Source organism: Paraburkholderia sp. D15, assembly GCF_029910215.1.
Lineage (GTDB): Bacteria > Pseudomonadota > Gammaproteobacteria > Burkholderiales > Burkholderiaceae > Paraburkholderia.
Map to the genome: position 1 here is coordinate 2,285,901 of NZ_CP110395.1, position 13,607 is coordinate 2,299,507.

The 13,607-nt window shown below is 63.6% G+C and carries 11 protein-coding genes; 6 read left to right on the plus strand and 5 right to left on the minus strand.

All coding sequences use genetic code 11. From position 1 onward, the window contains the following. The first annotated feature begins 83 nt into the window (after positions 1-83). Both LFL96_RS09820 and LFL96_RS09825 read left to right on the plus strand, forming a co-directional pair. Entirely contained in the window at positions 84-449 is a 366-nt protein-coding gene (locus tag LFL96_RS09820) for a hypothetical protein (protein ID WP_280995067.1), read from the plus strand. 396 nt (positions 450-845) lie between these two features. Continuing rightward, on the plus strand, positions 846-1,781 hold the full coding sequence (locus LFL96_RS09825) for a LysR substrate-binding domain-containing protein (RefSeq protein WP_280995068.1): 936 nt from the start codon (positions 846-848) through the stop codon (positions 1,779-1,781). A gap of 135 nt (positions 1,782-1,916) precedes the next feature. Here LFL96_RS09825 and LFL96_RS09830 read toward each other — a convergent pair whose 3' ends face one another. The 4 genes from LFL96_RS09830 to aldA all read right to left on the minus strand — a co-directional run bounded on the left by LFL96_RS09830 (position 1,917) and on the right by aldA (position 7,790). Beyond that, on the minus strand, positions 1,917-3,578 hold the full coding sequence (locus LFL96_RS09830; protein WP_280995069.1) for a GMC family oxidoreductase N-terminal domain-containing protein: 1,662 nt from the start codon (positions 3,576-3,578) through the stop codon (positions 1,917-1,919). Positions 3,579-3,666: 88 nt separating this feature from the next. Next, positions 3,667-4,884 carry a mandelate racemase/muconate lactonizing enzyme family protein gene (locus tag LFL96_RS09835; protein ID WP_280995070.1) on the minus strand — a complete coding sequence of 406 codons (1,218 nt, stop codon included), beginning with the start codon at positions 4,882-4,884 and terminating at the stop codon, positions 3,667-3,669. After that, positions 4,885-6,207, minus strand: a complete 1,323-nt coding sequence (locus LFL96_RS09840) for an MFS transporter (protein ID WP_280995071.1) — start codon at positions 6,205-6,207, stop codon at positions 4,885-4,887. 149 nt (positions 6,208-6,356) lie between these two features. Continuing rightward, complete coding sequence (gene aldA, locus LFL96_RS09845; RefSeq protein WP_280995072.1) at positions 6,357-7,790, minus strand: aldehyde dehydrogenase; 1,434 nt, start codon at positions 7,788-7,790, stop codon at positions 6,357-6,359. 295 nt (positions 7,791-8,085) lie between these two features. Here aldA and LFL96_RS09850 point away from each other — a divergent pair, with 295 nt between their 5' ends. The 3 genes from LFL96_RS09850 (at position 8,086) to LFL96_RS09860 (ending at position 11,380) form a co-directional block, all read left to right on the plus strand. Then, positions 8,086-9,258 carry a porin gene (locus LFL96_RS09850; protein ID WP_280995073.1) on the plus strand — a complete coding sequence of 391 codons (1,173 nt, stop codon included), beginning with the start codon at positions 8,086-8,088 and terminating at the stop codon, positions 9,256-9,258. 180 nt (positions 9,259-9,438) lie between these two features. Continuing rightward, positions 9,439-10,497, plus strand: a complete 1,059-nt coding sequence (locus LFL96_RS09855; RefSeq protein ID WP_280995074.1) for a type IV toxin-antitoxin system AbiEi family antitoxin — start codon at positions 9,439-9,441, stop codon at positions 10,495-10,497. Then, the gene (locus LFL96_RS09860; RefSeq protein WP_280995075.1) at positions 10,475-11,380 is read left to right on the plus strand and encodes a nucleotidyl transferase AbiEii/AbiGii toxin family protein; all 906 of its coding nucleotides are present in this window, start codon (positions 10,475-10,477) and stop codon (positions 11,378-11,380) included. Before LFL96_RS09855 ends, LFL96_RS09860 begins: the two co-directional genes overlap by 23 nt. Positions 11,381-11,458: 78 nt before the next feature. Here the strand turns inward: LFL96_RS09860 and LFL96_RS09865 are convergent, their stop codons facing one another. Then, positions 11,459-12,466 (minus strand): NAD(P)-dependent alcohol dehydrogenase, encoded by a 1,008-nt coding sequence (locus LFL96_RS09865; RefSeq protein ID WP_280995076.1) that lies wholly within the window; start codon positions 12,464-12,466, stop codon positions 11,459-11,461. A 155-nt stretch (positions 12,467-12,621) separates the two neighbouring features. Between LFL96_RS09865 and LFL96_RS09870 the strand changes: the two genes are divergently transcribed. Continuing rightward, entirely contained in the window at positions 12,622-13,596 is a 975-nt protein-coding gene (locus tag LFL96_RS09870) for a LysR family transcriptional regulator (RefSeq protein ID WP_280995077.1), read from the plus strand. Positions 13,597-13,607 lie beyond the last annotated feature (11 nt).

Consider the following 13,607-nt stretch of genomic DNA (forward strand, 5'->3'; position numbering starts at 1 on the left):
TTGCGCGTGATATTGTTTAATCAATGCTGAGGGCGGTTCGCCGCTGCCCTCTATCGATTGCAATTACCCCTGCGAGCGTCGCCATGAGTGATGTACGCCATCAGTTGTCCCCTCGTGATCGCGTTGAGTTGCTGTGCTGGCTCACCTGCGGAAGTCTCGGGGCGTTTTATCTCAACGAAGACTGGCCGGATGCGACGTTTCATGTCGAGACCGCGCATAAGTGGCTGGATCGGCGGTCTCGGGAGGCGGATTGGCTTTGTATTGCCAGGTTGTCTGCTATGGCAGTGGAGATTGCCAGACGGCATGCCGGGTTTGTCGAGGCCGAGTGGGCTCGGGATGCGGTGGAGGAGCTGCTTGGCAGCGAGGAACTTGATCCTTCTGGGCGGCTTTTCAGGCAGGTTTTGGGGGATTGTCAGAGTGCGCTCGCGGATCGGCGGGTTGCTGATTGACGGTTTTTTTTCTTTGGTTTTTTTGGCTGGCTTTTGGTCTATTAGGGTCGCCCCTGTGCGGGGCAGCACCTACTTTTCGTTGCCGCCGCAAAGAAAAGTAGGCAAAAGAAAGCGGCTCACACCGCTAATTTTTAAGCGGCTCCCTCATGTAACCCCTCGTCGTGGATCATCTGGAATCCGTGTTCTCGCACACTCCACCCCCGTGACACAGCCGTCATTCATCCACCCTCGCGCTTTGCGCTCGGGCGGGCGGTTCACTCCCGTGAGGCTCGCTGCTTCATTGGTGTCGGTGGGCTTGCTCGGCACACTTGTCTCTATGGTCTTTCTCGTCTTTCTCGCCTTTCTTCGTTTCTCTCGTCTTTTTTATCTTTCTGGTTTTTTATCTTGAAACGGAAAATGCCTGCGCTGAATGCGCTTAAAGCGTTTGAGGTGGCTGGGCGCACCGGCAGTTTTACGCGCGCCGCTGAGTTGCTCAATGTCACGCAGAGCGCCGTCAGCCGGCAGGTTCGGCAGCTTGAGACGCAGCTCGGTGAAACCCTCCTGCAGCGGCATCATCATCATCTGGAGTTGTCGGCCGCGGGGCGCGTGCTTCTCCAGGCACTTCAGCACTCGTTCGATCGTATCGAACTGACCGTGCGCAGCCTTCAGGATAAAACCCATCGCAATCGGCTGCGCATCAATGCACCCCCCACCTTTACCGCGCGCTGGCTCATGCCGCGGCTGGGGCGGCTGCGTGACGCCTTTCCCCATCTCGAACTCAGTCTGTCGACACGTATCGACGATAATCTCGCGGAATCCGGTGTGCTCGATTGCGCAATCCGCTTCGGGAACGGCGAGTGGGAAGGCTTCGATAACCGGCTTCTCATGAACGAACGGCATGTCGCCGTCTGCGCGCCCGCCTTGCTCGCGCGTCAAGGCGGTCATGCCGCGCTCGACCTCAATCAGTTCACCCTCCTCCATGTGCTCGCCAGCGCCGATCAGCGGTACCTCACCTGGCAACACTGGCTCAAGGCCGCCGGGATCGATAACGTGGATACCAGCGGCGGATACGAGTTCGATCTGCTCGATCACGCCATTCGCGCCGCCATCGACGGGCTCGGCGTCACCATCGCCGATCGTCATATGATCAGCCGCGAACTCGCGGAAGGTCTCCTCGTCCCCGTCCTCAACGTACACGTCGATGGACACCAGTCCTACTGGTTCGTCACCCGCAACGCCCAGGACGAACTGCCCCACGTCGCCATGTTCCGCGACTGGCTGCAACAGGAAATCTGGCTCAGCAGCAAAACACTCGGTTCGTCGGAGTCGGCCCCGATGAGCGACGCGCCCTGAGCGACGAGCCGGGCGATGCTCCGGTCGATGATCCGGCCTTTCTCTCCATGAAAAAACCGCGCCGGTACGTCTGTACCGGCGCGGTTTCGTTTTGCGCTGCCCCTTTCGTCGTCAGCCGCTTTTGTCGTTCCGCTTTCACACCACGGCGGCCGGCTCCCGCGCTTTCTCCTGGTACGCCGCTTCGCTCGCCGCGTCTTCCAGAATCATTTCGGCGCCCTTTTCCGCCACCATCATCGTCGGTGCGTTGATGTTGCCGGACGTGATGTTCGGGAAGATCGACGCATCCACGACGCGCAGCCCCTTCAATCCATGCACTCGCAAACGCGCATCGACCACCGAGCTGCGCGGGTCGTCGCCCATCGCGCACGAGCCGCACAGGTGATAGATCGATCCAGACTGCTCGCGGAAATAGTGCAGGAAACCCTCGCGGGTCGTCACCTGCGGTCCCGGCGAAATTTCCTCGACCGTGATCGCCTGCAAGGCCGGCGCCGACATCACGCGGCGCACCAGCTCACATCCCTGGATCACCTCGTCGATGTCCTTCTGCGTGGTCAACGCGTTGATGCGGATCTTCGCGGCGTCCTCGGCGCGGTTCGACGCGATCTCGATCGAACCGCGGCTGGTCGGCCGGCACGGATTGAAGGCCAGCAGAAAACCCGAGTACGGCTCCGGTTCGAGACTCGCCTTGCTGCTCTTCGGAATGCGATACGACAACGGATTGAAATACAGTTGCAGGTTCGGCTGCGCTTCGTCCTCGCTGCCCTTGAAGAAGCCGCCGGACTGGTTCACGCTCATCGCGAGCGGACCCTTGCGCGTGAACAGGTATTGCAGACCGAGCTTGAGCTTGCCGAGCAGCGGACGCATCTCGTCGTTCAGCGTCTTCACGTTCGCGCGATAGTAGAAACTCACGCACAGGTGGTCCTGCAGGTTCTGACCCACGGCCGGCAGTTCCTTCACCGTCGCGATGCGGTGCCTGGCGAGCAGCGCGCCGTCGCCCACGCCCGACAGTTGCAGCAGCTTCGGCGAATCCACCGCGCCGGCCGCGAGAATCACCTCGCGGTTCGCCATGAACTGCCGCGTGGCGCCGTGCTGCGACACGCTCACGCCGATCGCGCGCTCGTTGCCGTCGAACAGCACGCGGCGCACCAGCACCTCGCGCTCGACCGTCAGGTTCCTGCGCGTCAGCACCGGATGCAGATACTCGAAGCTGCTCGATGAACGCTGGCCGTTGCGCGTATTGACGTCGTAGATGCCCGCGCCCTCGAAGCGCGCGCCGTTGAAGTCCTCGCTGCGCTGGTAGCCGGCCTGCTCGCAGCCCTTCAGGAACACGCGGCAGATCGGATGCACCGCGTCCTTCATCGGCGAAATCCGGATCGGGCCGTCGGCGCCGTGGTACTCGGTGTTGCCGAGCGGATGCGATTCGAGCTTGCGGAAGTACGGCAGCACGTCGCGAAACGACCAGCCCGGGTTGCCGCGCGCGGCCCAGTCGTCGAAATCGTGCGGCTGGCCCCGCACGAAAATCATCGCGTTGATCGAGCCCGAGCCGCCCTGCACCTTGCCCCGCGGGCAGTAGATCGGGCGGTTGTCGAGTTCCTTCTCGGGCTCGCTGTAGTACATCCAGTTGTAGGTCTCGTTGTAGTAGGTCTTCGTGAAGCCCACCGGAATCCGGAACCAGAACGAACTGTCCTTGCCGCCCGCTTCCAGCAGCAGCACCGAATATTGACCCGACGCCGACAGGCGATTCGCGAGAATGCAGCCCGCCGAACCCGCGCCGACGATGATGTAATCGTAGTTCATGCTCTATATCGCCAGACGGCGCTCAATCCATTGAATACTGATGCCACGTGATGCTGCGTAAGCTACCTGATGCCACGGGCCGCCCCGTTCACCCCTTGGCCGGCGCGAGATCTTTCACGTCGGCGGGTTGCGCGGCCATCTGCAGATGCAGACGCTCGCCGGTGTACGGCGTGTGCTGCGCGACGACCTCCATGTTCAGCTCGACGCCGAGGCCCGGTTCGTCCGACGGAATGATGTAGCCGTCTTCCCATTGAATCGGCTTCTTCAGCACCGCCGCGTGAAAACCGTCCCACGTGCCGATGCTTTCCTGAATCAGGAAGTTCGGCGTGCAGGTGGCGAGCTGAATGCTCGCCGCCGCGCCGATGGGCCCGTTGTACAGATGCGGCGCGATCTGCGCGTAGTACACCTCGGCCAGCGTCGCGACTTTCTTCGCTTCGAGCAGGCCGCCCACGCGCGCCACGTTCAGTTGCAGGATCGACGCGGCGCCCGCTTCGAGCAGCTTGAAGAATTCGTACTTGGTGGTCAGGCGTTCGCCCGCCGCGACGGGAATGCTGGTGTGTCGCGCGACCTGCGCCATCGCGCCTTCCTGGCCCGGCGGCACCGGCTCCTCGAACCACAGCGGATCGTATTTTTCGAGGCGCTTCGCGAGCCGGATCGCCGACGACGGCACCATCTGCCCATGCGTGCCGAACAGCAGATCGGCCTTGCTGCCCACCGCTTCGCGCACGCGCCGGCAGAACGTCTCGCACCGGTCCAGCACCTCCAGCGACAACTGATGTCCCGAATACGCGGTGTACGGCCCCGCCGGATCGAACTTGACCGCGGTGAAGCCGCGCTTCACGTTCTCCAGCGCGCACTCGGCGGCGAGATCGGGATCGTCGTAGTCGTACTCGCCGCGGCTGTTCTTCGGATACAGATACGTGTACGAACGCAGACGCCGGTTCACCATGCCGCCCAGCAACTCGTACACCGGCTTGCCGGCCGCCTTGCCGATGATGTCCCAGCACGCCATTTCGAGGCCGCTGACCACGCCCATCATCGTCAGGTCGGGACGCTGCGTGAAGCCGCTCGAATACGCCTCGCGCCACAGCCGTTCGACGTGATGCGGGTCCTGGTCGAGCAGATAGCGGGCAAATACATCGTCGATGATGGGACCCATCGCCTTCGGATGGAACGTCGCCGAATAGATTTCGCCGACGCCCTCGATACCGCAATCGGTCTTGAGCTTGACGAAGATCCAGTACATGCCGCCGATGTGCGGCGGCGGGACGGCGACGATATGCGTTTCGAGCGAGACGACTTTCATTTACGCACCTTCTTTTCGATTGAGCATGTTTCTGAGCGCGAGCCCGGCGAATCCGCCGAGCGCCGCCATGGCGGCCACGTAGCCGAAATACAGCTGGTAGCCGAAGACGCCGGGGAACGTCTGCGTCAGATAGCCGTTGATGAGCGGCAGGAACACGTCCGGCGAGTAGCCGATCACGGAGATCAGGCCGATCGCCAGACCCATCGTGGTGACGGGGATATTGCAGCGGTCCAGCAGCGACCAGTAGAGGCCGCGAATCGCGTACGTCAGGATGCCGATGAACAGCACGAGGAACACCAGCAGCACATGGCTCGAAATGCGCGGCGCCGCCATCAGGCCGAGCAGCGACAGCGCGGCGAGAAACAGCGCGATCACCAGCACCGACACCTTCGAATAACGGTCGCCGAGAAAGCCGCCGCCGATGCCGCCGATCGGCCGCATCCACAGCTTGAGCGTGGTGATCGTGCCGGCCATCACCACCGTCAGACCGATCTCGCCTTCATGCAGGTAAGCGGAGAAACTGTAGGTGGCCCAGAACACCTGATAGCCGCAGAACACGATCGCGGCGACGAGCCACAGTTCGGGAATGGTCGCGAGCGTCTTCAGATCGACCAGCACGTTGCTGCGTCCGCGCGCCGCGCGATTCGCCTCGGCGTCTTCGGTGCCGCGCGGGTCCTTGACGAGCGCGAGAATCACGCCGAGCGCGATGCACAGGAACGCGTACAGGTAGACCACCAGCTTGAAGCCGGCCGCGACCGGTTCGCCCTTCGTCTGCGTGACCCATGCGAACAGCGAGATCGCGATGGTCGCGAGCATCGCTTCGATCAGACCGCGGCCACCGTCGAGCAGCCCGAAGAAACGGCCCTGCTCCTGCGTGCCGGCGATCATCGTCACGCGTTTGATGACGGCGGCCCAGAACGTCAAGCCGGTCGACAGACCCCAGCCGCCGAAGATCAGCATCAGCATCGGGAACGACGGCGCGGTCGAATACCACAGCCCGAGCACGCCGGTGGCGATCAGCGAAAAACAGATCAGCAGACGCGGCGCGATACGGTCGGCCAGCCAGCCGCTCGGCAGATAACTCAGCAGGAAGATCGTGCCCAGCGACGAATACAGATAGCCCAGCTGGCTGTCGGTGATGTGGAACACCTCGAGCATGGTCGGCTGATACACCTGCCGCAGATACAGGATCGGATAGATCGCGCCGGCGGCGATCACCAGCAGCATCAACTGGATATAGCGCTGCGCCTTGTTGGCTTGCAGCGCGGCCTCGGCGTCGCCGAGGGCGAGCGAGGCATTGGTACGGACGGGTTGCGATGACACGTGAGCGCTCCTTAGAGACGCCGTGGCGGCCTGCGCCGCCGGGTCTCCAATATGTTTTGTTATGGGTTGAACTGCATGGGTGGGACTGCGACCGGCAAAGCGGTGTGCACCGCTTCGCCTTCACTTCGATGCTTCGATGCCTGGCTGCTTCAGTACTTCATGACCACGAGACGGGTCTGGGTGAATTCGAGCATGCCGTGCTTGCCGTCGTCGCCGCCGAGGCCCGAGCGTTTCCAGCCGGCATGAAAACCTTGATACGGATCGGCCGGCGTGCGGTTCACGTACAGTTCGCCGGCTTCGATGCCATTGGCGATCTTCATCGCCGCGCGATAGTTCTCCGTGTACAGCACCGACGACAAACCGAACTGATGGTCGTTGGCCATCTCCAGCGCTTCGTCGAGCGTGCGGTATTTGACGACCGGCATGATCGGACCGAAGGTCTCTTCCTGGATGATTTCCATGTCCTGACGGCAGTTCGTCAGCAGCGTGGCCGGATAGAAGAAGCCCGCGCCTTGCGGCAGCGTGCCGCCGGTTTCCAGCGCGGCGCCCGCCGCGACCGCGCGCTCGACCATCGCGTGAATCGACTGGCGCGACGCTTCGTTGACGAGCGGTCCCATCAGCGAAGGCTGTCCGGCACGGTCGCCGTATTCCACCGCGCTCATGTGCTGCTTGAGCAGCGCGACGAAGCGGTCGTGCACGCTTTCCTGCACGTACACGCGTTCGATCGCGGTGCACAGCTGGCCGCAATGCGTGGTCTTCGACGCCACCAGATCGCGCGCGGCCTTCTCCAGATCGGCGTCGGCTTCGATGATCGCCGGCGTCTTGCCGCCGAGTTCGAGCGACGGCTTGGCGATGTTCGTCTTGCAGTAGTCGAGCACCTTGCGGCCCGCGCCGACGCTGCCGGTCAGCGTGATCATGCCGACCTTCGGATGGGTGCAGAGCGCTTCGGCGGTCGCGTGATTCATCGCCAGAATATTGACGACGCCGGCCGGCAAACCGGCCTTTTCGACGGCGCGCGCGATTTCGAACGCGGACACCGGCGTGTTGTTGCTCGGCCGCACGACCACCGTGTTGCCCGCGATCAGCGCGGGCGCCACCTTGCGCATGAAGGTGTAGACCGGGTAGTTGAACGGAATCAGGCAGGCCACCACACCGATCGGCTCGCGATGCAGCACGAGGTTTTCGTCGGGCGTATCGCTCGGAATCACCTCGCCTTCGATACGGCGCGCCCATTCCGCGTGATAGCGGGTGATCTGGCCGGCGTAGATGGCTTCGTTGGTGGCGTCGGCGACGCTCTTGCCGGACTCCAGCGCGAGCGCCGCGCCGATCGCGGGCGCGCATTCGGTCAGCGCGTCGGCCAGCTTATGCAGATGAACCGCGCGTTCGGCGGCCGGCAGTTTGCGCCAGCTTTTCTGCGCGGCGGCGGCTGCGTCCACGGCGGCCAGCGTCGCGGCGGGCGTCGCCGCGCTCACGTGGGCGATCACGGCACCGGTGGCCGGATTGTGGACGGCGATGAGGTCGCCGGCGGCGCCGTTGGCGGCATCGTCAAACCGGCCGTTGGCAAAATTCCGCTCGATTCGCATGGTCGTCTCCTGAATGGCGTGGCGCGGTAGCGCGAAAAACGTATGGCTTCCGGCTATCGCCTTCATGCCTAAGTTGCATGAACGGAATTTTTCTCCTCGTCATTCACGGCGACAAGCGAGTAATTTGCGGGACAAACATTCGAAAAAATCATGTTTATCCAGGGCACAACCTTATACGCCGATGCCGGTGCCGAATTGCAGAATCCGGGCTTCACCAAAAAAGCAGCAGCCCGCGGGCGGCGTGTCAGCCGTCTGCGTTCACGGGCCGCTCACTACCAACACCTGGAGCTCGATGATGAAAAAGAACCGCCTTGCCCATGCCACCACCACCTTCGCGACGGTCGCCGCGCTCGCGTCGCTGTCGGCGTCGCCCGCTTTCGCGCAAAGCAGCGTCACGCTATACGGCGTGCTCGACGAAGGGATCGACTACACCAACAACGCGGGTCACGGTGCGGTGTGGGAAATGGCGAGCGGCTACGCGCAAGGCAGCCGCTGGGGGATGAAGGGCGCGGAAGATCTGGGCGGCGGCATGAAGGCCGTGTTCCAGCTGGAAAACGGCTTCGACGTCAGCTCGGGGCGGCTCGGTCAGGGCGGCCGCATGTTCGGCCGTCAGGCGTACGTCGGCTTGAGCGACCAGCGCTTCGGCACGATCACGCTGGGACGTCAGTACGATTCGGTGGTCGATTACCTCGCGCAGACCACGGCCAACGGCAACTGGGCCGGCTACCTGTTCGCGCATCCGTACGACAACGACAACACCGACAACTCGTTCCGCCTCGGCAACAGCGTGAAATACGCGAGCCCGAATCTCGGCGGCTTCCAGTTCGGCGGCGTGTACAGCTTCAGCAACGATACGAACTTCGCCAACAACCGCGCGTACAGCTTCGGCGGCCAGTATGCGAATGGCGGGCTGCTGATCGCGGCCGCCTATCTGCAGGCGGACAACCCGGGCGTGGGCGCGACCGGCGCGATCACCGCCAACGACGCGAGCTTCATCGCGGGGCGCATGCGGGTGTTCGGCGGCGGCATCAACTACACGTTCGGCTCGGCAACCGCCGGCTTCGCGTACACCAACTCGAACTACGGCAATCCGACCGGCAACGGCTATATCGGCGTGCCGCTCGCGGCGGCCGGCGTCACGTTGAATACGCTGAAGTACCAGAACTTCGAAGTGAACGGCAAGTACCAGTTCACTCCGGCGTTCTTCGTCGGCGCGCAGTACGTGTACACGATGGAGAACTACGACGCGTCGTCGGGCAGCGTGAAGCCGAAGATTCACACTGTCGGTCTGATGGCGGACTACAACCTGTCCACCCGCACCGACGTGTACGTGCAGGGCGAGTACCAGAAGGTGGCCGGCAGCTCGACCCAGTCGATTCTCGACGACGCGTTCATTCCGGGTGTGCAGGCCCCGTCGTCGAGCGGCACGCAGGTCGCCGTGCGGGTGGCGTTGCGGCACAAGTTCTAAGGTTGGGGAATGGCGAGGCTGAGGGAAGCTTCGCCAGTCTGTTCAAATTTTTTCGATGTTCACGTTCCGTATACGTTCTATTTTTATTGAACATCAGTGACGGGTGGGCGTGGAGTGTTCAACTTTTGCAGTCTGTTCACGTTCCGTATACACTTTAAAAAAATTGAACAGAGGTGGGACGTGCCACACCTATCCGCAAATCCGTTCGTACCTGATCCTATTCTCCAGGCCGCTGCCGAGGCCTTCTCGGCAACAACCGGCATATCCGTCAAGATCCTCCGGCCGCCGGCGCGCTCGCACTACGCAGCGAAGTTCGAATTCCGCATCGCAACCGGCAAAAAGTGGTCACGGGCCGTACTGCCCGTCGAAAACATCGACCGTTTTGCCACACTCGCCGCGATCAGCGCCACGGCCCAGATCCGCCCAGACCAGCCCTTCGTGATGGTCTCGACTCACCTGTCACCCGCCATGTTGCGGCACTGCCGGGAGTTAGGACTGGAGGCGCTGGACACGTCCGGCAACGCGATCCTCGCTCACGACGGTAACCTGATCATGATCTCCGGCGAAAAACGCGTGGACATGGCGAGCCGCTCCAAAGATCGTGCATGGACAGGCAAAGGCATGCAGGTGGTGCTCTCCCTGCTGCGCGAACCGGAACTCGTCAACGACGGTCAGCGCGCAATCGCCCAGCGCGCCGGCGTCAGTCTGGGCACTGCGCAGTCCACGTTTCGCGATCTGTTCGAGCGCGGCGATATCGTTAGACGGAAAAGCGGCTATGTGCTGGCCGATCCGGGGCGCCTGCTCGACGAATGGGCCGCCCTCTACCCGTCCAGGCTGCGAAGCCAGTTGCTGATCAACCGTTACCGGGCTGCCGACCCAATCTGGTGGCGCGCCATCGATCCGTCTAACGAGCAATGTCAGTTCGGCGGCGAGGTGGCCGCATCGCTGCTCACCGGCTATCTGAAGCCCACCACGGTCACGCTGTACTGTCAGCATGAAATGCCCCGCCAATGGTTGATCGATGCGCGCCTTCGAATCGACCGGACTGGCGAGGTGGAGGTGCTGCAGTCCCCCCTTCCACCGATCGCATCCCCCAGTCCATTGCAATCCGGGAAAACGACGGGCATGCCCCTGACCATCGCTCCTGTCGTGTTGGTATATGCAGATCTGATTGCAACCGGAGATACCCGCAACCTCGAAACCGCCAGGATACTTCGTGAGCAGTACCTCGATTATTGATCTGCGCGCCGACCGGCCGCTGCCCGAGATCGTCATCGAGATGCTGCTGCATGTGGCGGCCACGGCGGACGCCTCCAGGCTAGAGTGGTTCGTCGGCGGCGCGAGTGCGCGCGATATCGTTCTGACCCACGTGCACGGCATCGAAACGACGCGAGCCACAGCCGACGTCGACATCGGTGTCAGCGTGGAAAGCTGGACGGACCACGCCGAACTCAAAGCCGCGTTGATCACCGACAGCGCGTTCGAGCAACGCGCCGAAGCACACCGGCTCTACTACCGCTCGCCCGTCAGCGGCGAATTGATGTGGCTGGACATCGTGCCGTTTGGCGGCGTCGAGAGGTCGACAGGCAGCGCGGGGGCCGCACAGGAGAACGAGATAGCGTGGCCGCCCGATCACGCCGTGCGAATGAACGTCGCCGGTTTCGCGGAGGCGCTTGGCGACGCGATCTCCGTGCGCCTCGCCCCCGATCTCGTGGTGCCCGTCGCATCGTTGCCGGGCCAGGCGCTGTTGAAGATCATCGCATGGCACGACCGTCACGCAATCGACAGAAAAGACGCGGCGGACCTGATTTGCCTGCTCGACAATTACGCCGACGCCGGCAACCAGGGTCGGCTGTACGACGAACGTTACGACCTCGTCGAACATTATGGGCATGAGCTGGAATCTGCAGGCGCCGCTTTGCTGGGGCAGGACGCCGCGGCCATCGCATCGGCGCAAACCCGTGATCTTGTCGAGCAGATACTCGCATACGACAAGGACTATCCACGCATTCTCGACCACATGATGGCGCACAGTGCCCGCTTTTCCGGTCCAACGCCGGCGCTGACCGAATCCCTGTTCAACGCGTTTCGGGAGGGGTTCCACGGCTTGGCCCTGGCCTGATATTTCTCCGTGAATTCCGCTCCCAGCGCCTGCCCTTGGCATTTCTGTTTACGTGTCCAGAATTCAGAACGTGCGCGCTCAGTCCGCCACCCTCACCACCACTTTCCCGAACGCCCCACGCTCCAGATGCGCGAGCGCGGCCGGCAGTTCGTCGAACGCATAGACCTGATCGACCACCGGCTTCAATGCGAGCGCATCCACCGCGCGCACCAGTTCTTCGAAGGCGCGCCGATGGCCGACGCCGATCCCCTGGATCGTCGGCCGCCCGAGAAAACTCGGCACGCTCGGCAAGGACATGCTGCCGGCGCCCAGCGTGCCGATCAGCGAAATGCGTCCGCCTTGCCGCAACGCCCGCACCGACGCGCCGAGGTTCTCGCCGCCCGCCAGTTCGAACACGTGATCGGCGCCGCGCGCGCCGGTCAGCTCGCGCACCACGCGGTCCCACTCCGGCGTCGCGTTGCGATCGATCGCGTGGGTCGCGCCGAGTTCGAGCACGCGCTGCGCCTTGGCCGCGCTGCTGGTCGTGACGATCACCTGCGCGCCGTGCGCGCGCGCCAGTTGCAGGCCGAATAGCGCGACGCCGCCAGTGCCCTGAATCACCACCGTCTGCCCGGCGCGCACCGCGCCCTTCTCGACCAGCGCGAACCAGGCGGTCAGGCCGGCGCACGGCAAGGTGCTCGCGGCAACCGCGTCCAGGCTGCGCGGCGCGCGCACCGCCCATGCCTCGTTCAACACCACGTACTGCGCCAGCACGCCGGGCAGCGAACCGCCGAGCACGCCCGCCTCCGGCGGACATTCGCCATCGATCCAGCCGCCCCAGAACGTGCTGAGCACGTCGTCGCCTTCGGCAAACCGTTTGACGCCCGCGCCGACGCCGACGACCGTGCCGGCCAGATCCGAAGCGGGCGTGGCCGGCAGCGGCGACGACGCATCGACCTGATCGCCGGCGATGAACCACAGGTCGCGATAGTTCAGCGACACCGCCGCGACGCGCACCACGATTTCCCCCACGCCGGGCGTCGGCACCGGCCGTTCCTCCAGCCGCAGATTCTGTACGCCCGCTTCCCGCAATACCCATTGACTCATTGTTCGCATCTCGGCTCCCGCAATTCGTTATCGATGGTAAAAAGTCTACGGTTTCTGGAAGCGCTACAGTGACGGCATCGGTTCGCCAGTTTGTAGCGTTTTTGGCGTCAATGAAATGCGCTAGCGTTGGGGTATGGGGTGATGGGAGCGTGGCAATGAGGGATCGTCTGAGCGGCATCGCCGCTTTCGTCAACGCGGCCGAGGCCGGCAGTTTCGCGCTGGCCGCCGAGCGCATGCATCTGTCGCGCTCGGCGGTGGGCAAGACCATCGCGCGGCTCGAAGAGCAGCTTGGCACGCGGCTCTTTCATCGCACCACGCGCAGTCAGAGTCTCACGGAGGATGGTCACGCGTTTTACGAGCGCTGCGTGCGCGCGCTCGCCGAACTCGATGCGGGCGAAGCGACCTTGAGCGCGGGCCGCAACGATCCGCAGGGACGTCTGCACGTGAGCATGCCGGTGCTGTTCGGACGCCGCTGCGTCGCGCCGATTCTGCTGGAACTGGCGCAGCGCTATCCGAAGCTGGAACTGCAGTTGAGCTTCACCGACCGCGTGACGGATCTGGTGGAGGAAGGCATCGATCTGGTGGTGCGCAGCGGTCCGTTGAATCATGCGCCGGCGGGCCTCGTCGCGCGAAGGCTCGGCGCGCAGATTCTGGTGCTCTGCGCGGCGCCCGCCTATCTCGACAAACACGGCACGCCGCGCACCGTGCACGACCTGACGAGCCATGAAGGCATCCTGTACGCGCATGGACGGCGCGAATCGGCGTGGATGCTGCCGGACGAACACGGCGTGATACAGAACGTCGTGATGCCGCACCGGTTGCGCTTCGACGACCTCGAAACGATTCTCGCGGCCACCGTCGCGGGCGCGGGCATTGCGTGCCTGCCGTGCTGGCTGATCGGCGAGGCGATGGCCGACGGCGCCCTCGTCAAGGTACTGGAAGAGTTTCCGGGGCAGCGCATGGATCTTCATCTGGCGTGGCAACAGACGCGGCATCTGCCATCGCGCATGCGCGTCGTGATCGATGAACTCGCGGCGCGCGTGCCGGCCGTGCTCGAAGTGAATCCGGCGGCGCGTCCCGTGGTGGGTCCGGCAGTGAAGCCTGCCGTGAAGCAAACCACCCGGCGCTAACGCGCCCGGCG

Coding starts and splice junctions, on each gene's coding strand:
- LFL96_RS09820 (WP_280995067.1), top strand. CDS start 84: ATGAGTGATGTACGCCATCAGTTGTCCCCTCGTGATCGCGTTGAGTTG.
- aldA (WP_280995072.1), bottom strand. CDS start 7,790: ATGCGAATCGAGCGGAATTTTGCCAACGGCCGGTTTGACGATGCCGCC.
- LFL96_RS09835 (WP_280995070.1), bottom strand. CDS start 4,884: ATGAAAGTCGTCTCGCTCGAAACGCATATCGTCGCCGTCCCGCCGCCG.
- LFL96_RS09825 (WP_280995068.1), top strand. CDS start 846: ATGCCTGCGCTGAATGCGCTTAAAGCGTTTGAGGTGGCTGGGCGCACC.
- LFL96_RS09850 (WP_280995073.1), top strand. CDS start 8,086: ATGAAAAAGAACCGCCTTGCCCATGCCACCACCACCTTCGCGACGGTC.
- LFL96_RS09870 (WP_280995077.1), top strand. CDS start 12,622: ATGAGGGATCGTCTGAGCGGCATCGCCGCTTTCGTCAACGCGGCCGAG.
- LFL96_RS09830 (WP_280995069.1), bottom strand. CDS start 3,578: ATGAACTACGATTACATCATCGTCGGCGCGGGTTCGGCGGGCTGCATT.
- LFL96_RS09865 (WP_280995076.1), bottom strand. CDS start 12,466: ATGAGTCAATGGGTATTGCGGGAAGCGGGCGTACAGAATCTGCGGCTG.